The organism is Dokdonella sp. (genome assembly GCF_036518555.1).
Taxonomy (GTDB): domain Bacteria; phylum Pseudomonadota; class Gammaproteobacteria; order Xanthomonadales; family Rhodanobacteraceae; genus Dokdonella_A.
The window spans coordinates 19,625-41,996 of the sequence record NZ_DATDMY010000059.1; the positions used below are offsets into that span (position 1 = coordinate 19,625).

The 22,372-nt window shown below is 68.4% G+C and carries 22 protein-coding genes; 11 read left to right on the forward strand and 11 right to left on the reverse strand.

Going from position 1 to position 22,372, the window contains the following annotated elements:
- The first annotated feature begins 85 nt into the window (after positions 1-85).
- The 7 genes from VI238_RS03600 to VI238_RS03630 all read left to right on the forward strand — a co-directional run bounded on the left by VI238_RS03600 (position 86) and on the right by VI238_RS03630 (position 8,081).
- Positions 86-1,618, forward strand: coding sequence for an aldehyde dehydrogenase family protein (locus VI238_RS03600; protein ID WP_331648530.1), 1,533 nt, complete (start codon positions 86-88; stop codon positions 1,616-1,618).
- A gap of 119 nt (positions 1,619-1,737) precedes the next feature.
- Positions 1,738-2,232, forward strand: coding sequence for a cytochrome C (locus VI238_RS03605; protein WP_331648532.1), 495 nt, complete (start codon positions 1,738-1,740; stop codon positions 2,230-2,232).
- Between the two features lie 94 nt (positions 2,233-2,326).
- Positions 2,327-2,614 (forward strand): DUF4190 domain-containing protein, encoded by a 288-nt coding sequence (locus tag VI238_RS03610; protein ID WP_331648534.1) that lies wholly within the window; start codon positions 2,327-2,329, stop codon positions 2,612-2,614.
- Positions 2,615-2,625: 11 nt separating this feature from the next.
- Positions 2,626-3,660: a quinone-dependent dihydroorotate dehydrogenase gene (locus VI238_RS03615; protein WP_331648600.1), complete on the forward strand. Its 1,035-nt coding sequence runs from the start codon at positions 2,626-2,628 to the stop codon at positions 3,658-3,660.
- Complete coding sequence (gene murB, locus VI238_RS03620; RefSeq protein WP_331648536.1) at positions 3,657-4,712, forward strand: UDP-N-acetylmuramate dehydrogenase; 1,056 nt, start codon at positions 3,657-3,659, stop codon at positions 4,710-4,712. The genes VI238_RS03615 and murB overlap by 4 nt, the downstream gene beginning before the upstream one ends.
- Before the next feature lie 94 nt (positions 4,713-4,806).
- Positions 4,807-6,651, forward strand: a complete 1,845-nt coding sequence (locus VI238_RS03625) for a DUF1800 domain-containing protein (protein WP_331648538.1) — start codon at positions 4,807-4,809, stop codon at positions 6,649-6,651.
- A 14-nt stretch (positions 6,652-6,665) separates the two neighbouring features.
- Positions 6,666-8,081: a DUF1501 domain-containing protein gene (locus VI238_RS03630; RefSeq protein WP_331648540.1), complete on the forward strand. Its 1,416-nt coding sequence runs from the start codon at positions 6,666-6,668 to the stop codon at positions 8,079-8,081.
- Positions 8,082-8,360: 279 nt separating this feature from the next.
- Here the strand turns inward: VI238_RS03630 and VI238_RS03635 are convergent, their stop codons facing one another.
- Positions 8,361-9,269 carry an adenylate/guanylate cyclase domain-containing protein gene (locus VI238_RS03635; RefSeq protein ID WP_331648543.1) on the reverse strand — a complete coding sequence of 303 codons (909 nt, stop codon included), beginning with the start codon at positions 9,267-9,269 and terminating at the stop codon, positions 8,361-8,363.
- A 284-nt stretch (positions 9,270-9,553) separates the two neighbouring features.
- On the opposite strand from VI238_RS03635, the gene VI238_RS03640 reads away from it, so the two are divergent.
- A complete protein-coding gene (locus tag VI238_RS03640) occupies positions 9,554-11,455 on the forward strand; it encodes a choice-of-anchor J domain-containing protein (protein ID WP_331648545.1) in 1,902 nt (633 codons plus the stop codon).
- 59 nt (positions 11,456-11,514) lie between these two features.
- Here VI238_RS03640 and VI238_RS03645 read toward each other — a convergent pair whose 3' ends face one another.
- The 4 genes from VI238_RS03645 to VI238_RS03660 all read right to left on the reverse strand — a co-directional run bounded on the left by VI238_RS03645 (position 11,515) and on the right by VI238_RS03660 (position 16,294).
- Positions 11,515-13,785 carry a thiamine pyrophosphate-dependent enzyme gene (locus VI238_RS03645; RefSeq protein WP_331648547.1) on the reverse strand — a complete coding sequence of 757 codons (2,271 nt, stop codon included), beginning with the start codon at positions 13,783-13,785 and terminating at the stop codon, positions 11,515-11,517.
- Between the two features lie 30 nt (positions 13,786-13,815).
- Positions 13,816-14,469 (reverse strand): glutathione S-transferase family protein, encoded by a 654-nt coding sequence (locus VI238_RS03650; RefSeq protein ID WP_331648549.1) that lies wholly within the window; start codon positions 14,467-14,469, stop codon positions 13,816-13,818.
- Positions 14,466-15,020 (reverse strand): GNAT family N-acetyltransferase, encoded by a 555-nt coding sequence (locus tag VI238_RS03655; RefSeq protein ID WP_331648552.1) that lies wholly within the window; start codon positions 15,018-15,020, stop codon positions 14,466-14,468. Before VI238_RS03655 ends, VI238_RS03650 begins: the two co-directional genes overlap by 4 nt.
- A gap of 101 nt (positions 15,021-15,121) precedes the next feature.
- Positions 15,122-16,294, reverse strand: coding sequence for an acyl-CoA dehydrogenase family protein (locus VI238_RS03660; RefSeq protein ID WP_331648554.1), 1,173 nt, complete (start codon positions 16,292-16,294; stop codon positions 15,122-15,124).
- 113 nt (positions 16,295-16,407) lie between these two features.
- Between VI238_RS03660 and VI238_RS03665 the strand changes: the two genes are divergently transcribed.
- A complete protein-coding gene (locus VI238_RS03665; RefSeq protein WP_331648556.1) occupies positions 16,408-17,223 on the forward strand; it encodes a polysaccharide deacetylase family protein in 816 nt (271 codons plus the stop codon).
- A 21-nt stretch (positions 17,224-17,244) separates the two neighbouring features.
- Here the strand turns inward: VI238_RS03665 and VI238_RS03670 are convergent, their stop codons facing one another.
- The 4 genes from VI238_RS03670 to VI238_RS03685 form a co-directional block, all read right to left on the reverse strand.
- The gene (locus VI238_RS03670) at positions 17,245-17,736 is read right to left on the reverse strand and encodes a hypothetical protein (RefSeq protein ID WP_331648558.1); all 492 of its coding nucleotides are present in this window, start codon (positions 17,734-17,736) and stop codon (positions 17,245-17,247) included.
- The gene (locus VI238_RS03675) at positions 17,733-18,668 is read right to left on the reverse strand and encodes a 5'-nucleotidase (RefSeq protein ID WP_331648560.1); all 936 of its coding nucleotides are present in this window, start codon (positions 18,666-18,668) and stop codon (positions 17,733-17,735) included. Before VI238_RS03675 ends, VI238_RS03670 begins: the two co-directional genes overlap by 4 nt.
- An 8-nt stretch (positions 18,669-18,676) precedes the next feature.
- Positions 18,677-19,024, reverse strand: a complete 348-nt coding sequence (locus VI238_RS03680; protein WP_331648562.1) for a GFA family protein — start codon at positions 19,022-19,024, stop codon at positions 18,677-18,679.
- 62 nt (positions 19,025-19,086) lie between these two features.
- Positions 19,087-19,710 carry a rhomboid family intramembrane serine protease gene (locus VI238_RS03685; protein WP_331648563.1) on the reverse strand — a complete coding sequence of 208 codons (624 nt, stop codon included), beginning with the start codon at positions 19,708-19,710 and terminating at the stop codon, positions 19,087-19,089.
- A gap of 80 nt (positions 19,711-19,790) precedes the next feature.
- Here VI238_RS03685 and VI238_RS03690 point away from each other — a divergent pair, with 80 nt between their 5' ends.
- On the forward strand, positions 19,791-20,723 hold the full coding sequence (locus VI238_RS03690; RefSeq protein WP_331648564.1) for a CorA family divalent cation transporter: 933 nt from the start codon (positions 19,791-19,793) through the stop codon (positions 20,721-20,723).
- A gap of 39 nt (positions 20,724-20,762) precedes the next feature.
- Positions 20,763-21,644: a PhzF family phenazine biosynthesis protein gene (locus VI238_RS03695; RefSeq protein ID WP_331648565.1), complete on the forward strand. Its 882-nt coding sequence runs from the start codon at positions 20,763-20,765 to the stop codon at positions 21,642-21,644.
- A gap of 75 nt (positions 21,645-21,719) precedes the next feature.
- Here the strand turns inward: VI238_RS03695 and VI238_RS03700 are convergent, their stop codons facing one another.
- Together VI238_RS03700 and VI238_RS03705 are read right to left on the reverse strand one after the other, a co-directional pair.
- Positions 21,720-21,929 carry a cold-shock protein gene (locus VI238_RS03700; RefSeq protein WP_131997266.1) on the reverse strand — a complete coding sequence of 70 codons (210 nt, stop codon included), beginning with the start codon at positions 21,927-21,929 and terminating at the stop codon, positions 21,720-21,722.
- 236 nt (positions 21,930-22,165) lie between these two features.
- A complete protein-coding gene (locus tag VI238_RS03705; protein WP_331648569.1) occupies positions 22,166-22,354 on the reverse strand; it encodes a 30S ribosomal protein THX in 189 nt (62 codons plus the stop codon).
- Between the last annotated feature and the right edge of the window lie 18 nt (positions 22,355-22,372).

The window sequence follows — 22,372 nt, forward strand, 5'->3', positions numbered from 1 at the left end:
GCCACGCGGACCGCGCAGGGCCGGTCCTGCTAGACTATCGGGTTTCCGCGCGCACCGGCGCGTGCCCCGCTTTCCTGGAGTGTCCATGTCCGCGCAGATCCTCAAGTCCCTCGGCCTCGAGCCGGTCAATTCGGGTACCTACCTCGGCCACGGCGAATGGTCGAAGACGACCGATGCCGGCCTGCTGCAGTCGATCAACCCGAGCAACAACGAGGTGATCGCCGAAGTCCATTCGGCGAGCGCGGGCGACTACGAGACGATCGTCAAGCGCGCGCAGGCCGCATTCGCGACCTGGCGCACGACGCCCGCACCGCGACGCGGCGAGGCGATCCGCCTGTGCAGCGAAGCGCTGCGCGCGCACAAGGACGCGCTCGGCTCGCTCGTCGCGCTCGAAATGGGCAAGTCCAAGCCCGAGGGCGATGGCGAGGTGCAGGAGATGATCGACATCGGCGACTTCGCGGTCGGCCTGTCGCGGCAGCTGTACGGCCTCACGATGCACTCGGAGCGCCCGGGCCACCGCATGTACGAGCAGTGGCACCCGATCGGCCTCGTCGGGATCATTTCCGCGTTCAACTTTCCGGTCGCGGTGTGGGCCTGGAACAGCTTCATCGCGGCGGTGTGCGGCGACATCTCGATCTGGAAGCCGTCGCCGAAGACGCCTCTGTCGGCGATCGCGGCGATGAAGATCTGCAACGACGCGCTCAAGGCGGGCGGCTTCCCCGACCTCTTCTTCCTGTTCAACGACGCCGGCACCGAGCTCGCCGCGACCTTCGTCGACGACAAGCGCGTGCCGCTGATCAGCTTCACGGGCTCGACGAAGATCGGCCGAATCGTCGGCGAACGCGTCGCGCAGCGCATGGGCCGCTCGCTGCTCGAACTCGGCGGCAACAACGCGATCATCGTGGACGAGAGCGCCGACCTGAAGCTCGCGATCCCGGCGATCGTGTTCGGCGCCGTCGGCACCGCCGGCCAGCGCTGCACCACCACGCGCCGCCTGTTCGTGCACGAGTCGATCCACGACGACGTGCTCGCCAAGCTCGTCGCCGCCTACAAGCAGGTCGAGAAGAAGATCGGCGACCCGACCGACGCGAAGAACCTCATGGGGCCGCTCAACAGCCGCGACGCGGTGCAGGCCTACCTCGACGCGATCGCGCAGGCGAAGGCGAGCGGTGGCAAGGTCGAGACCGGCGGTGCCGCGATCGAGGGCAAGGGCAACTTCGTGCTGCCGACGATCGTCACGGGCCTGTCGAACGACGCCGCGATCGTGCAGCACGAGACGTTCGCGCCGATCCTCTACGTCATGAAGTTCAGCTCGCTCGAGCAGGCGATCACAATGCAGAACGCGGTGCCGCAGGGCCTGTCGTCCGCGATCTTCACCCAGAACCTCAAGGCGGCCGAGGCGTTCCTCAGCGCATCCGGCTCCGACTGCGGGATCGCCAACGTCAACATCGGCACGTCGGGCGCCGAGATCGGCGGCGCGTTCGGCGGCGAGAAGGAGACCGGCGGCGGCCGCGAGTCCGGCTCCGACGCGTGGCGCGCGTACATGCGCCGGCAGACCAATACGATCAACTATTCGGACGCGCTGCCGCTCGCGCAGGGTATCAAGTTCGAGTTCTGATTCCGAGGCGGGGCGTTCGCGACGGCGCTTCGAAGAGGCTTTCCCTGATAGGAAAGTCCGCGCGTGGACGTACTGGGACTTCGAAGGCGCGGCATCCCGCCGCGCCGGCAGGATGTCCCATGAACAAGCTCGTCATCGCGCTCGCCGTGCTGCTCGGCACGAGCGCCGCCGTCGCCACGCTCGCCGCCGCCTCGCGCAACGACCTCGTCCAGCGCGGCCGTTACGTCGTCCTGATCGGCGGCTGCAACGATTGCCATACGCCGGGGTTCACCGCGAACGCCGGCAAGGTGCCCGAATCCCAATGGCTGACCGGCGACGACCTCGGCTGGTCGGGGCCGTGGGGCACGACCTACGCGCCGAACCTGCGCCTGCGCCTCGCGACGATGGACTCCGCGTCGTTCAAGCGCTATGCCCACGCGTTCACTGCGCGTCCGCCGATGCCGTATTGGGCGGTCAACGCGATGAGCGATGCCGACCTCGACGCGCTGTACGCGTTCGTGCAATCGCTCGGCCCGGCCGGCAAGGAAGCGCCGTCCGCACTGCCCCCCGGCATCGTGCCGCCGGGCCCGGTGGTGCAGTTCCCCGCGCCGCCCGAAAGCGTGGCCGCGCACTGACGCCGCCTGCTGCGCGACGCGTTGAACCGTCGCGCGCGAGTGACTACTCTTGCGCACCGGCGCCGGAGCGCGCTGTTCCCCGGTTTTTCCGCGCATGAATGCCACCTCCCCGCGCACGAGCACGACCGCGATCCTCAGCCTCGTCTTCGGCATCGTCTGCTGGCTCGCGCTGCCCTTCATCGGCGCCATCGCCGCGGTGATCTGCGGTCATCTCGCGCGCGGGGAGATCCGACGCGCGCCGCCCGGCACGCTCGAGGGCGACGGCATGGCGATCGCGGGACTCGTGCTCGGCTGGGTGCATCTCGCGCTGTTCGTGCTCGGGTTCCTCGCGATCATGTTGTTCTTCGGCGGCCTCGCGTTCTTCGGCGCCCACTGGCATTGAGCGCATCCGGCTTGTACGCGCTCGCCCGCCCGTTCCTGTTCTGCCTCGACGCCGAGCGCGCCCACGATCTCGGACTCGCCGCGATCGAAGGCGCGTGGCGAACCGGCACGAGCGCACTGCTCGCGTCGACGCCGGCGCCGCTTCCGGTCGACGCGTTCGGCCTGCGCTTCGACAACCCGGTCGGACTCGCGGCCGGCCTCGACAAGAACGGCGCGCACGTCGACGCGCTCGCCGCACTCGGCTTCGGATACATCGAGGTCGGCACGACCACGCCACGCGCGCAGCCGGGCAACCCGAAGCCGCGCATGTTCCGGCTGCCCGAGCACGAAGCGGTCATCAACCGCCTCGGCTTCAACAATGGCGGCGTCGACGCGCTCGTGCGCAACGTCGAGCGCGCGCGCTACGCCGGCGTGCTCGGCATCAACATCGGAAAGAACAAGGACACGCCGAACGAGCGCGCGACCGACGACTACCTGCATTGCCTCGAACGCGTGTACGCGCGCGCGAGCTACGTCACCGTGAACATCTCCTCGCCGAATACGCAGGGCCTGCGCGACCTGCAGGAAGAGGAAACGCTGAGGCGTTTCATCGGCACCCTGCGCGACGCCCAGGAGCGCCTCGGCGCGAAGCACGGCCGGCGCAAGCCGATGCTGCTGAAGATCGCTCCCGACCTCGCCGAAGCGGAGCTCGACGCGATCGCCGACGTGCTGCGCGCCGCGCGCATCGACGGCGTGATCTGCACCAACACGACGATTGATCGCGCCGCAGTCGCCGGCCATCGCCTCGCGCGCGAAGCCGGCGGCCTGTCCGGCGCGCCGTTGTTCGCGCGCTCGACCGCGGTGCTGCGCGGCATGCACGAGCGCCTCGGCGACGCCGTGCCGCTCGTGGGCGTCGGCGGCATCGTGCGCGGCGCGGACGCAGCGGCGAAGCTCGATGCCGGCGCGACGCTCGTGCAGTTCTACAGCGGCCTGGTCTACCGTGGCCCCGCGCTCGTCGGCGAGTGCGTCGAGGCGATCCGCCGGCACGCGAAGGGCGGCGGCGCATGAGCGGGTACCGCGTCGGCGCGGCCATCGCCGAAGGCGACGGTTACACCATCGTCGAGAACGCCTCGCTGCTCGGCCGCAATACGTTCCACGTCGCCGCCCGCGCGCAGATGCTCGTCGACGTGCGCAAGCCGGCCGCGCTCGGCGAACTGTTCGGCTACGCCGCGTTGCGCACGCAGCCGCTGCTCGTGCTCGGCGAAGGCAGCAACATCCTGTTCACGCGCGACTGGCCGGGCGTCGTGCTCGCGATCGCGGCGCACGGCGTGCGCGTGCTCGCCGACCGTGGCGATCGGGCCCACGTGCGCGTCGAGGCCGGCGAGCCGTGGAACGACTTCGTGCGCTGGTCGCTCGCATGCGGCTTCGTCGGCCTCGAGAACCTCGTGCTCATCCCGGGCACGGTCGGCGCGGCACCGATCCAGAACATCGGCGCGTACGGCGCCGAAGTGCGCGAGTTCATCCTCGCGGTCGAGGCCTGGGATCGCCGCGCAGGCGAGCTCGTGCGCATCGACAACGCGGCCTGCGCGTTCGGCTATCGAGACTCGGTGTTCAAGCGCGAACACGAGCGTTACGTCGTCACGGCGGTCGAGTTCGAGCTCGTGCGCGAACGCGCGCTTCGCCTGGACTATGCCGGCGTGCGCGAGGAACTCGCGGCGATGGGTATCGAAGAGCCGCGCGCACCCGCGGTCGCGGAAGCGATCGCGCGCATCCGCACGCGCAAGCTGCCGAATCCCGTCCTGCTCGGCAACGCGGGCAGCTTCTTCAAGAATCCGCTGGTGGACGCAGCGCAGGCCGAATCCCTGCGCCGCGCGCATCCCGCGCTGCCAGCCTGGGCGACCGGTTCGCAATGGAAGCTCTCGGCGGCCTGGCTCATCGAAACCTGCGGCTACAAGGGCCTGCGGGCCGGAGACGCCGGCGTCTCCGGCCAGCACGCGCTCGTGCTGGTCAATCACGGCCGCGCGAGCGGTGCCGAAGTGTGGGCACTGGCCGAACGCGTGCGCGCGGGCGTGCAGGAGCGCTTCGGGGTCACGCTCGAAGTCGAACCGCTCGTCGTCTGATCCCGCGCGCGCGAAGCGCGCGCGGGATCACAACCTTCGGCGTCCCGGCCGACGACAATGCGGCCACCCGTTTCGCGCTTCCGGAGTCGGTCCCATGGCCTCAGCCCCTGCGAGTGCCGCGTTCAGCGCCGCGCGCCGCCGCCTGTTCGATGCCGTATTCGCCTCGGTCGCGCCCACGACCGACCTTCGACTGTCGCGGCGTCGCCCGGGCCGCGACGGGCAGTTCGACGACGACCTGCCGCAGAGCCCCGACGCGCTGTCGTTCCCGCCCGCCGCGGTACGCTGGCTCACGCGTGCGACGTTCGGTTACTCGACGCTGGACCTGTTCGCGTTCAACGCGCTCGGCGCGGACGACGATGCGCGCTGGCAGGCCTGGGTCGACCGCCAGCTCTCCCCCGCCACGATCGACGACAGCGCGTGCGACGCCCGCCTCGCGGGCGCGGGGTTCACCACGCTCGACAGGACGCCCGAGCAGTTGTGGGCCGCACGCGAAGCGGTCGGCAACAGCAACTATTTCCTGCGCATGCTGCCGATCGCCGAGACGGAGTGCGCGACACTGATCCGCCAGATCTACAGCCAGCGCCAGCTGTACGAGGTGATGGCCTCCTTCTGGCACGATCATTTCAGCGTGTTCGGCTGGGATTACGACGGCGGCCCGCTGTTCCCGCCGTTCGATCGCGACGCGATCCGCCCGCACGTGTTCGGCAACTTCCGCGCGATGCTGCAGGCGACCTGCGAATCGGCCGCGATGATGTACATGCTCGACCTCTACACGAGTTACTCGGGCCACCCCAACGAGAACTACGCGCGCGAGCTCATGGAATTGCATACGCTCGGCGCGGAGAACTACGCCGGCATCGTCAGCGATCCCGACGACGACCCTTCCCTGCCGACCTACATCGACTGGGAAGGCAAGGTGCAGCGCCTGCAGTACGTCGACGACGACGTCTACGAGGCCGCGCGCGTGCTGACCGGCTGGACGATCTCGCAGAGCACCTGGGAAACGCGCAACGACCCGAATCCGGGCGCATTCGAATACGTGCAGGCGCTGCACGACGCCGGCGTCAAGCGCGTCCTGCACCGCAATTTCTCCGCCGGCGGCGGTCAGAACGACGGTACCCACCTGTTCGACATGCTCGCGCAGCATCCGGGCACCGCGCACTTCGTCGCCGGCAAGCTCTGCCGTCGCTTCATCGGCGACTACGTGCCCGATTCGCTGGTGCAGGCGGCGGCCGACCTGTTCCACCAGCGGTGGACGGAGCCCGACCAGATCGCGCAGGTGGTCGCCTTCATCCTGCACTCGAACGAGTTCAAGACCGGCTGGGGCACGAAGATGAAGAGCCCCGCGCGCAGCGTCGTCAGCGCGCTGCGCGCGACGCTCGCGAACTTCACGCCGGTGCCCGACAACACCTCGACCTACACGCCCACCGAGGAACTCCTCGGCCGCCTGCAGGCCGCCGGCCAGCGGCTGTTCTACTGGCCCGCGCCGAACGGTTACCCCGACACGATCACGGCGTGGTCGAGCACGGGCGCGCTCGGCCTCACGCTGAAGCTGCTGCCGCGCCTGCTCGAGATGCACCAGACCGAAAGCTACAACAACGCCTACCCGTTCCTCGTCGACATCCAGGGGCAGACGTTGTCCGCGTTCCCGAACGCGAACGACCGCACGGCGGGCAACATCATCGGCTTCTGGTGCGACCGCATCCTCGGCTACCGGCCGCAACCGACGTTCGGCGTCGTGCTCGATTTCTTCCGCCAGGAGGCCGCCGCGACCACGCCCATCGACCTCGTCACGGACTCCACCAGCAACGGCCAGCCGCAGCACGTCGGCGTCTGGCACCTGAATCCACCGAACACGCTGTCCATGCACTACACGATCGCACGCCTGCGCGTGGCGATCGGCATGCTGCTGTGCTCGCCCGAATTCCTGCGCCGGTGAGGGAACGAATCGCCATGAACGCATTCAATCGTCGCGACTTCCTCAAGGGCTGCTGCGTCAGCGCGATCGCCGCCGGCTCGGGCAGCCGTGCACGCGCCTATTTCGCGCCGCCGCCGCTGTTGCCCGCGACGGCGACCGACGACACGCTCGTGATCGTGTTCCTGCGCGGCGCGATGGATGGCCTGAGCCTGTTGCCGCCGGGCGCGTCGAGTCCTTACCGCGCCGACTACGAGACCTCGCGCACGAACACGCGCGTGCCGCTGAGCGGCACGGGTGCCGCGTTGGCACTGAACAATACGACCTGGGCGCTGCATCCGCGCGCGAGCGGCCTGCACGCGCTCTACCAGGCCGGTCATGCGGCGTTCGTCGTCGCCGCCGGCCAGGTGCAGCCGAACCCCGTCGTGCGCAGTCATTTCGAAGCGCAATCCAACCTCGAGTTCGGTGTCGGCGGCGGCGGATCCGGCATCGGCTGGCTCACGCGGCACCTCGTGAGCGGCGGCCTGCCGTCGAACGTGCCGCTGCCGGCCGCGTCGATGGGCAGCATCACCGCGAACAGCCTGCTCGGCAGCAGCGATGCGATCACGATGAACAGCGGCTCGGACTTCCGCCTCGACACGTTCCACTGGTCGTGGCAGGAAGACGATGCCGCGCACGGGATCGTCGGTGCCGTGAGCCGCATGGATGCGCTGTGGAACAGCAATGCGACGCTGCTCGAACGGGCCGGGATGGAGACGCTCGACTCGCTCGCGTTGCTGCGGCCGATCGACTTCGGACTCTACGATGCGACCAACAATCCGGACGGCTACCAGCCGAGCGGCGGCGCCAACTACGCGCTCGCCAACAACGGCGGCTTCGGAACCCAACTGCGCAACGTCGCGCAGATGATCAAGCTCGGCCTCGGCCTGCGCGCGGTCACGATCGATCTCGGCAACTGGGACACGCACGTCGGCCAGGGCAACCCGACGCAGAGTTACGACTGGTTCGGCAACCAGGTCGAGAGCCTGTCGCAGGGGCTGTCCGCGTTCTACACCGACCTCGCGAGCGCGGCATCCGGCAATCTCATGCAGCGCGTGAGCGTGATCGTCGTCAGCGAGTTCGGCCGGCGCGTGCTCGAGAACTCCGACGGCGGCACCGACCACGGCTACGGCAACGTGATCACGGTACTCGGCGGGTCGATCAACGGGGGCCAGGTCTACGGCACGTTCCCGGGCCTCGCGAGCGACCAGTTGTACGAAGGCAACGACGTCGGGGTGACCACCGACTATCGTCGAGTGATCTCGGAAGCCCTGATCCGGAGGATGGGCAATCCGAACATCTACTACACCTTCCCGGGTTATTCCGGTTACGCGCCGCTCGGCATCTTCCAGGGTGCCGACCTGCCGCCGACGGGATTCGACCAGATCTTCAAGAGCGGCTTCGAGGCGGCCTGACGGCAAGCTCGGCACATCGAGGCGGCGCGCCCCGTTCCCGGAAGCGCGGAGGCGTCCGCGCGCACCCGATCGACACAAGCGGCGACGGTCCGCGCGTGAGCGCAACGACGATGCCGCAGTATCGAAGCGGCCCGACGGCGCACCGGGCGCGACGGATACCGCTTGATTCGCCCCGATGCGCGGCGCTCCGCATCGCGCCACATCGACGCGAAGGCGCGACGGATGGGCGGCGTCCGGGGCTTCGCGGCGGCGCGCGAACGATGCCCTCGCGATCGACGATCACTCGCCCCCGCACTGGAACCAGATGAGGTCGGCGACGTCGATCTGGTGCGCCTGCCCGAGGCTGATCGAGCCGCTGCGCCGCAGGTGGGTTTCGTCGCGATGCACGAACAACTCGTCGTCGTCGCCGATCTTGAGCCAGCTGCCGTTGGTCGAACGGTCGGCGAGCATGAAGTAACCGCGCTTCCATTCGATCAGTGCGTGGTTGCGCGACACCCATTCGGTTTCGACGACGAGGCTGCTCGCGGGGTCGCGACCGATCGAAAACGGCGTTGCCTCGTCGACTTCGAAGACCTGGCTCTTGAAACGCAAGGTCAGGCGCGGCCGATCCGACGGCGTGGCCTCGATCGGCGTCATCACGCGCTGCACCGTCGTCACGTGCGCGAGATCCTCCTGCCACATCACGTCGACGATCTCGATCGGCGCCTGCTTGCCGAGCACCCACGCGCTGCCGAGCGGCCGCACGCGCAAGCCGGTCGTGTTGGTCACGCCGTTGACGGTGCTTGCGGTGGCGACGATCTGGTCGCGACGCGCAAGGCTCTTGTCCGCCATGCGAGCCGCGGTGTTGACCGCGTCGCCGAACACGTCGCCGTTCTCGACCAGCGCCTCGCCGTGATGCAAGCCGATGCGGATCGCGAGGTTGTCGCGCTGGAATTCGGGATCGCCCTTGATGCGCCGATGCATGTCGGTCGCGGCGAGCAAGCCGTTGAGCGGACCCGGAAACGTGCACATGATCTCGTCGCCGATCGTCTTCACGACCCGGCCGCCGTGGCGCGCCGAGACTTCGGCGAGCGCGAGCAGCACGTTCGCGACGATGCGCCGCGCGACTTCGTCACCGCGTGTCTCGAACAGCCGCGTGCTGCCGGAGACGTCGGCAAAAAGGATCGTGAGGGGGCGGCGCTCGGTCATTGCGCGAATGATAGCGAATCCCCGCAAGCGCGGCATTTTTGTGCTGGACTTCTCACTTTTCGCTCGCAATACTGCGCTTGACCGCTGCGCCCCTTGCGCGGCGGCCACCACTTCGTTCTCAGGGGGACGACATGCACACCCGATTGGCCGCGCTGGTCGCGGCCGGCTTCGTATTCGCTCAATTCGCCCACGCGGCGAATGACCCGCGTTCCGCGCGACCCGGATTCGCCACGGATGCCATGCCACCCGCGGCGAATCCGGCGGTCATGGCGCCGAGTGCACCCATGGCCAACAGCCTCAATGAAGGGTTCGACAACATTGCGACCCTTGGCGGTGACGGATGGTTTCTCATCAACAATAGCGCTCCCGTGGGTGCCCTTTCCTGGTTCCAGGGCACGTCAACGACGGCGACACCGACGCCCGGCCCGTTCAACGCGTTCGACGGCGCCGCGAATGCGTACATCGCCGCGAATTTCAACAGCACCGGCAATACCGGCACCATCAGCGACTGGTTGCTGACGCCTCCGCTCGACTTCGGCAACTCCGCGACCGTGACGTTCTACACCCGCAAGCCGACGATCAGTGCCGGGCAGACCGACTATCCGGATCGCCTCGAAGTGCGACTCAGCACCAACGGTGCCAGCACGAACGTCGGGGCTCCTGGAAACAACGTCGGTGACTTCACCACGCTGCTGCTTTCCATCAATCCGTCGCTCGTCACCAATGTCTACCCGCAGACCTGGACCCAGTTCACCGTGAGCGGCCTGCCGCACAACGGGCAGGGTCGCATCGCGTTCCGATATTTCGTCACCGGCGCAGGCGCGCTGGGATCGAATTCAGACTACATCGGCATCGATCGCGTCGTGTACAACACGGGAGCGCCGGAGTACCAGATCAGCGGCAGCGTCTCCGGGCTCGCAGGTTCCGGCCTCGTGCTGCAGCTCAATGGCGGCAACGACCTGCCGGTCAATGCCGATGGCTCGTTCACGTTCCCGCCCTACATTACCCAGGGCGGCAGCTACGACGTGACGGTCGCGTCGCAGCCGAGCAACCTCAGCCAGACCTGCTCGGTCACCAACGGCAGCGGTGCGGCTTCCGGAACGGTCACGAACGTGCAGGTCTCGTGCGTGACCAACGCGTTCTCGGTCGGCGGCCACGTCGGCGGCCTCGCCGGTTCGGGTCTCATGCTGCAGGTCAACGGCGGCCAGGACCTGTCGATTGCCGCCGATGGGTCGTTCGCGTTCCCGACATCGCTCACGGATGGCAGCGCGTATGCCGTGACCATAGCCGCACAACCGACCAACCTCACCCAGACCTGCGCCGTCACGAATGGCTCGGGCACGCTCGCCGGCACGAACGTCTCCGACGTTGAGGTCACGTGCATCACCTCGAGCTATTTCGTCGGCGGCAGCGTATCGGGTCTCGCCGGCTCCGGCCTCGTGCTGCACCTCGACAGCGGGCAGGACGTGCCGGTCTCGACGGATGGCACCTTCATGTTTGCCAATTCCATCACCGACGGCAGCGCCTACTCGGTCAGTGTCGGCACGCAGCCGACCAACCTCAATCAGAACTGCGCCGTCACGAATGGCTCCGGCACGCTCGCCGGTGCGAATGTCTCCGACGTCCAGGTCACCTGCGCCACCTTGAGCTATTTCATCGGCGGCAGTGTGTCGGGCCTCGCCGGCTCCGGCCTCGTGCTGCACCTCGACAGCGGGCAGGACGTGCCGGTCGCGGCGAACGGCAGCTTCATGTTCGCCAACCCGGTCACCGACGGCAGCGCCTACACGGTCAGCGTCGGCACGCCGCCGGGCAACCCGAACCAGAGCTGCACGGTCGTCGGTGGCAGCGGCACGCTTGCCGGCAACGACGTGACCAGCGTGCAGGTGTCGTGCACCACGCTTGCGCACACGATCGGCGGCAACGTCGCCGGTCTCAGTGGTACCGGACTCGTGCTCCAGCTCAATGGCGGCGATGATCTTCCGGTGCCGGCCGACGGCGCGTTCGTATTCAGCCAAGGCATCCAGGAAGGCGCTTCGTACGCGGTGACGATCCTGAGCCAACCGAGTGGTGGCGGCAGTTTCCTGTGCTTCGTCGCGAACGGCGACGGCACGATGAATGCGCAGCCGGTGTCCGACATCGCCGTCATCTGCGACGTCATCTTCCTGAGCGGATTCGAACTGCCGTAGTTGTCCCGCCGCGTGGCGGAGAATGCAAAGGGCGCCGTCATCGGCGCCCTTTTTCTTTGTTACTTCGCGAGCTCGCGCGCGGCCGCGACGATGTCGGCATCGCCGGGAAGGACGAGGAACGCGGCGCCCGCGAGCGGCGTGTAGGTGTCCGCGCCGACGACGCGGCGCAGCGGCTTGGCGCCCTCGCCCGCTTCGACGATCGCGGTGATGACGCCTTCGCCGACGCCAGCGGAATGGCGGCCCTCGTCGACGACGAGGATGCGCTTGGCGCGCCTCGCCTGCTCGCCGATGAACGCTTCATTGAGCGGAACGAGCCAGCGCAGGTCGACCGTGCGCACGGTCCAGCCGAGCGCCTTCTTGATCTCGCGCGCGGCACGCAGGCTCATCGGCACGCCGTTGCCGTACGTGAAGATCACGAGGTCGTCCGCCGCGTCTTCGTAGATGCGCGCTTCGCCGAGCGGCATCGCCTGGTCCGGCGCGGGATACGAGGTGAGCCACTGGCCGTCGCCGGGCTCGTACAGGTCCTTGGTCATGTACAGCGCGATCGGCTCGAGGAACACCGTCACGCGGCCGTCGACCTTCGCGAGTGCCGCCAGGGTGCGCAGCATCATCGCCGCATCGTCGCCGCGGCTCGCGCAACCGACGACGAGGCCGGGAATGTCGCGCAGCGCGGCGATCGAATTGTCGTTGTGGAAGTGTCCGCCGAAACCACGCTGGTAGCCGAGTCCGGCGATCCGCACGAGCATCGGGTTGCGGTACTGGTCGTTGGAGAAGAACTGCAGCGAAGCCGCCTCACCGCGGATCTGGTCGCAGGCGTTGTGGAAGTACGCGAGGTACTGGATCTCCGGCACGGGCAGCATGCCCATGTTCGCGTAGCCCTGGGCGAGGCCGAGGATCATCGTCTCGTCGAGCAGCGTGTTGAACACGCGCGCGTTCTTGAACGCCTTGTGCAGGCCCTTGGTGACCGTGTAGACGCCGCCCTTCTGCGCGACGTCCTCGCCGAACAGCAGCGTCTCGGGGTACTTGCAGAACAGGTCGTGCAGCGCGTTGTTGATCTGGATCGCGAGGTGGCGCGGCGCGAGCTTCTCGGGCAGTTTCTCCTCGCCGCCGAACACGGCGAGGCGCTTGTCGGCGTAGTCGGCGCGCTTCGCCTCCGCGGCGACCTTGTCAGGCGTGTACGGCGCGAGCGGCGCGATCACGTCCTCGAGCCTATCGAGCTTGGGCCGGCGATCGGCTTCCTCGGCCGCGGCGAAGCACTTCCGGCGGATGTCCTCGTACGTCGCGAGCAGCGACGCCTTCGTGTAGAGACCCGACTCGAGCGCGATCGCCGCGCTGCGCAGCAGAGGATCGGTCGCTTCCACCGCGACGAGCTCCTCCACGCTGCGCCATTCGATCTCGAAATCGGTGCCCGCGTGACCCATGATGCGCGTCGTGCGCAGGTGCAGGAACGTCGGCCGGCGCGTCGTGCGGCAGTGATAGACCGCGCGCGCGACCTGCTCGTAACCGTTCGCGAGATCGAGGCCGTCGGCGTAGAAGTAATCGAGGCCGTCGCGGTGGCGGAACGCATTCGCGATCCACCCGCCCGGGGTCTTCACCGAGATGCCGATGCCGTTGTCCTCGCAGACGAACAGCACCGGCGCGGGCAGTTTCTGGTATGCGGTCCACTGCGCCGTGTTGAACGCGGTCTGCGCGGTCGCGTGGTTGGACGACGCGTCGCCGAACGAGCAGATCGCGATCGAATCCTCGGGGATCGGCAGCGTGTGCCCGATGCGGCGCGCCTGTTCGATCGCGACCGCAGTGCCGAGCGCCTTGGGCAGGTGCGAGGCGATCGTCGAGGTCTGCGGCAGCACCCAGAGCGGCTTGCTGCCCCATACCTTGTGGCGCCCGCCCGAAGCGGGATCGTCCTTGCTCGCCGCGAACGACAGCGCCGAATCCATGATCGGATCCATCCCCGGCAGCTTGCGGAAGCGCTCGGCCATGAGCGCACCGCTGCGATAATGCAGGAACGCCGGATCGGTGTGGCGCGTGAGGCGCGCGACCATCGCATTGCCTTCGTGGCCGGACGAGCCGATCGTGTAGAACACCTTGTTCTTCACGCGCAGCACGCGCGCCATGAGATCGAGGTGGCGCGAGATCAGCTGCGACTCGAACAGTTCGATGAAATCGTGCGCGGTGCACAGGCTGCCCGGCAGCACCGGCTCGTCCGCGCGCGGCGCGCGGCGCGGCGTGCCGCTCCAGGCCTGCACGTACTCGGCGAAGTTCTGGTCGCAGACTTCGGCGCGGTTGACGTTCTTGTGGCGGGCGGGAATCGGGGTCGGCATGGCGTTCATGGGTTCGGGTGACCGGAATGGGTCGCGGGATCAGAGGGAGCGCGCGATGCGTTCGAGATTCTCGGCCGCGATCGGCGGCATCGGCACGAACCCCGCCTGCGCCTCAATGCGCGCGAGCCATGCGCGCAGCGCGGGGTACGCGGCGAGCGCGATGCCGCCCTCGTCCGCGCAGTGGGTGTACGCATACAGTGCGATGTCGGCGATGCCGTAGCCGGTCGCGCCGAACCAGTCGTGCGACGACAGGTGCTTCTCCATCACCGCGAGCGCCTGGTGGCCGCGCTCGCGCAAGCGCGGCAGGTCCGCGCGGCGCGGCGAGTCGAGCGGCGTCCAGCCGCAGATGAAGCGCGCGACCGCGACGTACGGCTCGTGGCTGTACTGCTCGAAGAACATCCACGACAGCGTCTGCGCGCGCTCCCAGGCGTCGCCGGCGAAGAATGGCGTGCCTTCGGCGAGCCAGTAGAGGATCGCATTCGACTCGACCATGATGCGGCCGTCGTCGGTTTCGAGCATCGGCACGCGCCCGTTCGGATTCTTCGCGAGATACTCGGGCGTGCGCGTCGCGCCGTGCGCGCTGTCGGTCTCGATCCAGCGGTAGTCGCGTCCTTCGACGCGCCCGAGATGGCCTAGCAGCATGCGCACTTTGTGGCAGTTGCCCGAGGGCGAATAGCCGTGGATCGTGATCATGCGCGTGCCTCCCCGCGTCGCGCGACCCACGCCTCGCGCGTCTGGCCCCAGATGTCGATCGCGACGTCCTCGAACGGTGGCGGCAGTCGGCCCGCGCCGCGGTTGCTCGAGCCGAGCCGGTGCGCGAGCGCCTGCGACGCGGTGTTGCCGGGGTCGATCGAATGGATCACCTCGGTCCAGCCGAGGTTCGCGAATGCCCAGTCGATCGCCGCGGTGGCGGCTTCGGTCGCGTAGCCCTTGCCCCATGCGGACGGATGGAACGCCCAGCCGACTTCGGTTCCGGGCCAACCCTCCGGCTGCCACGGGCCGGCCTGGCCGATCCAGCGGCCGCTCGCCTTCTCGACCACCGAGAACATCGCGTAACCCTGCAGCATCCATGCACCGGGCATCTGCAGGAACTTGCGCCATGCGGGCGCGCGCAGCAGGACGCCGCCGATGTGGCGCGACGCGTCCTCGTCGGCGTGCATCTCGGCGTACGCATCGAAGTCCTCGATGCGCGGCAGGCGCAGGATCAGCCGATCGGTCTCGAGCTGGATGTCATTCGGATTCACGCACACGCCCTCTTGGGATCGTGACGACGATGGCTTCGCGCGCTGGCCACGACGGAGCGCAGCGCGGCGCAGCGCCGGAACGAGGCCCGGCGTGGCGCGCTTCAGAACGCGTTGATACCCGTGACTTCGCGGCCGACCACGAGCTGGTGCACGGTCTCGGTGCCTTCGTAGGTGATGACCGACTCGAGGTTCAGTGCATGGCGGATCGGGCAATGCTCGGTCGTGATGCCGGCGCCGCCGAGGATGTCGCGGCACTCGCGCGCGATGTCGATCGCCATGCGCACGTTGTTCCACTTCGCGAGCGACACCTGGGTCGGCTGCATCGCGCCGGCGTCCTTGAGCCGCCCGAGCTGCAGCGACAGGAGCTGCGCGAGCGTGATCCGACGCGCCATGTCGGCGAGCTTGATCTGCACCGCCTGGGTCGCCGCGATCGGACGCTGGAACAGCGTGCGGTTCTTCGCGTACTCGGTCGTTTCGGCGAAGCACGCGATCGCCGCGCCGATCGGGCCCCAGGTGATGCCGTAGCGGGCCTGCGTGAGGCAGCCGAGCGGACCCTTGAGCCCCTTCACGTTCGGCAGGCGGTTCGCCTCCGGCACGCGCACGCCGTCGAAGAACAGCGCGCTCGTGACCGACGCGCGCAGGCTCATCTTCTTGTGCACTTCCTGCGCGGTGAAGCCGGGCATGCCCTTCTCGACGAGGAAACCCTGGATGCCGTCGTCGGTCTGCGCCCAGACGATCGCGATGTGCGCGAGGTTGCCGTTCGTGATCCACATCTTCGCGCCGTTGAGGATCCAGTCGGCGCCGTCCTTCTTCGCATTCGTCTTCATGTTGGCCGGATCCGAACCACCGTGCGGTTCGGTCAGGCCGAAGCAGCCGATCACCTTGCCGGCGGCCATGTCCGGCAGCCAGCGCTTGCGCTGCTCCTCGCTGCCGTAGGCATAGATCGGGTACATGCAGAGCGAGCTCTGCACGGAGGCGAAGCTGCGGATACCCGAATCGCCGCGTTCGAGCTCCTGGCAGATCAGGCCGTAGCTGACGCCGTTCATGCCCGCGCAACCGTACTCGGTCGGCAGCGACGAGCCGAGCAGGCCCAGTTCGGCCATTTCCGGGACGAGTTCGATCGGGAAGCGCCCCTGGTCGAAGCAGTCGCCGATGATCGGCAGGACGCGCTCGTCGGTGAAGCGCGCGACGGTGTCCTGCACCATGCGCTCTTCTTCGGTGAGCATCGAACGGATGTCGTAGAGGTCGGTCGGGTTCAGCGGGGTGGCGGGCATGGTCGTTCCGGGCGCGGGGCAAAGCGCGCCATTGTAGCGGGCCGCCGCGTGCCGGACCATGTGCCGGCGCGGCATCGTGCCGCATACTGGCCCATTCGCCGCCCGCCATCGCCATGCGCGTCCCCGTCCTGACCTACCATTCGAACAACGTCGCCGGAAACGATTACGCCGACAACGACCACGTCGCGCTCGCCGCGGACCTGCGACTGATCGCGCGACGAGGTCTGCGCATCGTCCCGCTCGCGACCGTCGTCGACGTTCTGCTCGGCGAAGCGCCTGCGAGCGAGGTCGCGCGAGCGGTCGCGCTGAGCTTCGACGACGGCTCGTGGTTCGACTGGCACGACATCGACCACCCCACCTGCGGCCCGCAGCGGGGTTTCGCGGGCATCCTGCGCGATTTCGCCGCGGACACGGGCGCGGCCGTGCACGCGACCAGCTTCGTCATCGTGTCGCCGCAGGCGCGCGCGACCCTGGATCGCACCTGCCTCGCCGGACGCGGCTGGTGGGACGACGCATGGTGGCGTCCCGCCCAGCAAGAAGGCCTCGTCGCGATCGAAAGCCACAGCTGGGACCACAACCACCACACCCTGCCCGTGACCGCGCAGCACGCGCAGCGCACGGGCACGTTCCGCACGATCGACACCCGTGCGGACGCCGACGCGCAGATCCGCCAGGCCGCGGATTGGCTCGATCGCCGGCTCGCGCCGCATCGGACGACACTGTTCGCATTCCCGTACGGCGAATCGAACGATTACCTGCTGCGCGAGTACCTGCCGCGCCACGCGGGCGAACACCGCGTTCGCGCCGCGTTCGGAACCGATCCGGCACCGGTCGAGCTGACCGCCTCGCGCTGGAATCTGCCGCGCTACGTCTGCGGCTCGCACTGGCGCTCGCCGGCCGAACTCGAGCGGCTGATCGCCACGCGCTAGCCCCGCGCCACCGACGATGGGTCAGAACGGGCCGATCGCGTGCGCCTGCGCGACGAGTCGCGCGCATTCGGCGTCGGCGAGCGCGCGCGTCCAATGCACGAGGAGGTGCGCGTGGCCGGTCGGCCGGAAGCCCGCCGCGAGGTCGACGCGTTCGGCGAGCGCATCGCCGCAATAGCCGAAGATCGCCTTGTGCGTCGGCGCAAAGTGCCGCACGGCCCAGTCGAGCGTCATGCGGTAAAGCCCGCCTTGCGCGCGGATCCTTGCGCGCAGGTCCGCGGCCATGGTGCGCATCACGCGTCGGTCGACGCAGGCGCCGCCGCCGAGCAGGAGTTCCCCGACCGGCGTGAAGTGCACGTAGGATGCAGGGGTTTCGATCCCGCTCGCATCGCGAACGAAAGCGATCACGTGATGGGGAAAGGACGGCGGTTCGTCGCCGAAATGCCGGCGGAAAAGATCGCGCGCGCGCTCCGCGCCGTCGGCGGCTTCGCGGATGTCGAGCCCGGGCGCCGTCACGTCGCCGGGCGCTTGCGCCGCGGCACATGGCCGGTCGCGACATGCCGCCGCGCCGACTCGACGTTGGCGACCGAATCGTCGAAGAAGATGTCGGCGCCGAACGCCTCGAGGAACGGACCCTTCGGCCGGCCACCGAGGAACAGCGCCTCGTCGATGCGCACGCCCCAATCGCGCAGGGTCAGGATCACGCGCTTGTGCGCGGGCGCCGAACGTGCCGTGACGAGCGCCGTGCGGATCGGCGCGTCCTCGCTCGGAAACGCCTGCTGCAGGCGATGCAGCGCGTCGAGGAAACCGCGGAACGGCCCTCCCGACAGGGGTTCGCGGGCTCGCTCGGTCTCGTGGCGATGGAACGCGTCGATGCCGGCGCTCTCGCTGACCTCTTCCGACTCGTCGCCGAACAGCACCGCGTCGCCGTCGAAGGCGATGCGGACCTGGTCCGACTGCCGCTGCGGCGCCTTCGACGGCAGGATCGTCGCCGCGGCGATGCCCGCGCGCAACGCCTGGGCGACGCTGTCGGGGTTCGCCGACAGGAAGAGGTCCGCGCCGAACGCATGCACGTACGGCGAGGTCGGTGCGCCACGCGTGAATGCCGCGCGCGCGATGTCGAGGCCGTAGTGCTCGATCGAGTTGAAGATGCGCAGGCCCGTGTCGGCCGAGTTGCGCGACAGCAGGATCACCTCGACGCGCGGCGCCGCGGGCGCGGCGCGGTTGAGGTGCAACAGCTTCTGCACGAGCGGGAACGCGATCCCGGGGGCGAGCAGTTCGTCTTCGCGCTCGATCTGGTGCTGCGCGAACGCCTCGACGCCTTCGCGTTCGAACAGCGCGTGGCTGTCGCCGAGGTCGAACAGCGCACGCGAGGAGATCGCCACGACGAGGCTGTCTCCCCTGTCCGCGGGTGCACGTTCGTCGGGCCGGCTGGCGGCGGAAGGCATGGTTCGCCTCAGAGGCTGCGACCGTCGAAGGACTGGATCTCGAGCGAGCGCAGGTCGACCCCCTCCAGGCAGCGCACGTTGACCGCGAACGTCTCGTTGCCTTCGCGATCGGTGCCGCGACCGAACGGCGCGATGCCGCACACCGGACAGAACTGATGGCGGATGCGATGCGTGTTGAAGGTGTACGTCGACAGGGCCGATTCCGGAGTCCGCAGCACGACGTTCGAGGCGGGCACGAACGCGAGCAGGTGCCCCTTCTTGCTGCAGATCGAGCAGTTGCATTCGATCGCCGTCGCGATGTCGGCGTCGACCTCGAACGCGACCCGACCGCAATGACATCCTCCCTTGTGACTCATGTGCGACTCCTCGATGGCGTGTGCGGATTGTCGGCATCCCGACCGTGCTTGCAAGCGCCCGCTTACCCCATGACGGGGCCCAGCAGCTGCGCGAAGAACGCGCCCAGGATGCGCGGCTCGACCAGGACGGTGACGATGACGCCGTACACGGCCCCCCACAGATGCGCACTGTGGTTGATGTTGTCGCTGCGCTGGCGATCCATGTAGATCGTGTAGGCGATGTACGCCACCGCGTAGAGGATGGCCGGGACGGGCAGTACGAACACGTAGATCGTCGTCCACGGATGCCAGAGTATGAACGCGAACAGCACCGCCGACACCGCTCCGGAAGCGCCGAGGCTGCGATAGTTCGGATCGTTGCGGTGACGCTGCCAGCTCGGCAACGACGACACCACGAGGCCGCCGACGTAGAACAGCAGGTAGCCGATCGCTCCCGCTTCGAGCGTGTAGAAGCGCTCCATCGGCGCGCCGAAGAAATACAGCGTGATCATGTTGAACAGCAGGTGCGGCGGATCGGCGTGGATCAGGCCGCAGGTCGCCAGGCGCCAGTACTCCCTGCCGCGCGTGATCGCGGGTGGCCACAGGATCAGGCGATTGAGCAACTGCGGATTGGAGAACGCCATGAACGACACGATGCAGGTGACGGCGATGATCGCGACGTTCACGACGGCGGCGGAGGTGGGCATTACGGGGGCGCTCGACGGCAGGCGGGAGTGAACGATATATGATGCATGCGCCGCCGCGCACTAGAGTGGAATGCGCCCGCATGCTGACCCGCCACCTTTCCGCCGCTGCACGCCCCGCCGACAGCTCCGACATCGACGGCACCTGGTTCGACCTCGTCGACGGCGATGCCGCCGAGCGCGCGCGCGCCGAAGCCGCGAGCGGCGTTCGATTGCCCGGCCGCGAGCGGCTCGCGGGCATCGAACTGTCCAACCGCGTCGGCATCGTCGACGACGTCCTCCGGCTCGGCATTCCCTACTTCAGCCCCGACGACGCGGCGCCGCCTGCCCCGGTCGGTTTCGTCCTGACGCCGAGGTTCCTCGTTTCGTTGCGCTTCGCCGCGTCGCCCGCGTTCGAGCTCGCGGCCGAGCGCGTGCGCGCGGCCGCGCCGGGAACGAGTACCGACGCGTTCGTCGTGCTCGTGCAGTCGATCGTCGCCGACGCGGCGGACCGCATGGAGGCGGTCGCGGCCGAGGTCGGCGCGCTGTCGACGCGCATCTTCGGCGGGGAACGACGCGACACCGGGTTGCTGCGCGCGACGCTCGCGGAGATCGGCCGCGTCGAAGCCCGCCTGGCGCGCCTGCGCCTCTCGACGACCGGGCTGCTGCGCATCCTGCTCGCGCTGCGCGAAGCGCCGCCCGCGTGGGTCGGCCAGCCGGCGCTGGCGCGCCTGCATGCGGCGCAGAAGGATCTCGAAGTGCTGGGCGAGTTCGACAGCCAGCTCACCGACAAGCTGCAGTTCCTGCTCGACGCGGTGCTCGGCTTCATCAACATCGACCAGAACGACGTGATCAAGATCCTCACCGTGGCATCGGTCGTGTCGATCCCGCCCGTCATCCTCGCCGGGATCTGGGGCATGAACTTCGATCACATGCCCGAACTGCACCTCCCGCATGCGTATCCGCTCGCACTGGCCGCGATCGTATCGAGCATGGTGCTGCCGCTCGCATGGTTCAAGCGACGCGGCTGGATGTAGCAGGCGTATCATCGCCGGCCCGATCCGACGCCACGACGCATGCCCGTGAATTCGCGCTATCTGCAGCTCGACGTGTTCCCGGCGACGCCGGGCGGCGGCAATCCCCTCGGCGTGGTTCTCGATGCGGAGGGCTGGAGCGACGCGGAGATGCAGCGCTTCGCCGCGTGGACCGACCTCGTCGAAACCACGTTCGTGCTGCCGCCGACCACGTCCTCTGCGAGCTATCGCCTGCGCATCTTCACGCCGGCCAGGGAGATTCCGTTTGCGGGGCACCCGACGATCGGCAGTGCGCACGCGGTACTCGACGGCGGCATCGCGCGAGCGAGCGGCGGCCAGCTCATCCAGGAGTGCGCCGCGGGCCTGCTGCCGATCCGCGTCGAGGAAGGCGCGCAGCGCCGGCTCTTCGTGCGCGCGCCCGCCGCGCACGTGCTGCGCGAGGGCGTCGGCGACGAGCCGCTGTTGCGCGCGCTGCTCGACCGCGTCCGACTGGGCGCGTTGCCGCCCGCGCTCGTCGAAGGCGGGCGCCGTTGGTGGGTCGCCGAATTCGCCGACGAATCCGCGGTGCGCGCGTGGCAGCCGGACCACGCCGCGATCGCGCGCCTCGCGCGCGCGAGTGACGGCCTCGGGCTGTGCGTGTTCGCTCGCTGCGGCAACGACGCATACGATCTCGTCGTGCGCGCGTTTCCAGCCGGCGTCGGCATCGTCGAGGATCCCGCATCGGGTGCCGCGAATGGACTCGTGGCGGCCTGGATCGCGCAGCGCGAGCCGAACGGGCCGCTTGCGCGAGGCTATCGCGTGAGCCAGGGACGCGAGATCGGCCGCGACGCGGCGTTGCTGATCCGCATCGACCGCGCCGACGTCTGGGTCGGAGGCGAGACCGCGACGGTCGTCGCGGGCGAAGTTCGCTGGCGGCCGCGCTGAGCCGGCCGCGAGAACAAAAAAGCCCCGGGCGTCGCCGCCCGGGGCTTCGAAGTTACTCTGGCTAGCCGGCGTGGATCAGATCACCTGGACCTGATCGGCCTGCATGCCCTTCTGGCCCTGCACGGCGACGAAGCTCACGCGCTGGCCTTCCTGGAGCGACTTGAAACCGGTGCCCATGATCGCGCGGAAATGCACGAACAGGTCCGGGCCGCTCTCCGGGGTGATGAAACCGAAACCCTTGGCATCATTGAACCACTTGACGGTACCGGTTTGACGATTCGACATCTGTGAAACTCCTGAAAACACGTTGAACATCGCGAGCGCGGATCATTCCGCGTCCGAGACTGGGTTGCCGGGAGCTAACGAGGCGAAACGATGAGCGGATCGTCTGAGGATCAACTGCATCAAAGGCCACGATTCACAGTGACCCTAGCAAACACAGTGCGGCCGACTATAACCGCATTCGTGGACGAATGCTAATTCCGTGTAAAGGTCCCGTTGGACGCGGTGCCCGGGGGCCGTCAGCCCGCCTTCTTGGCGGCCGCCTTCTTGGCCGGAGCAGCCGCTTTCTTGACCGCCGGCTTCGCGGTCTTCGCGACCGGCTTCGCCGCGCCGGCGGTACCGGCGGTCTTGGCCGAATGCGGACGCACGTTGCCGTAGCTGCGGATGCTGATCTTGCCCTTGCGGGTCTTGCGGTCGCCCTTGCCCATGATGGCTCCTGTAACGAT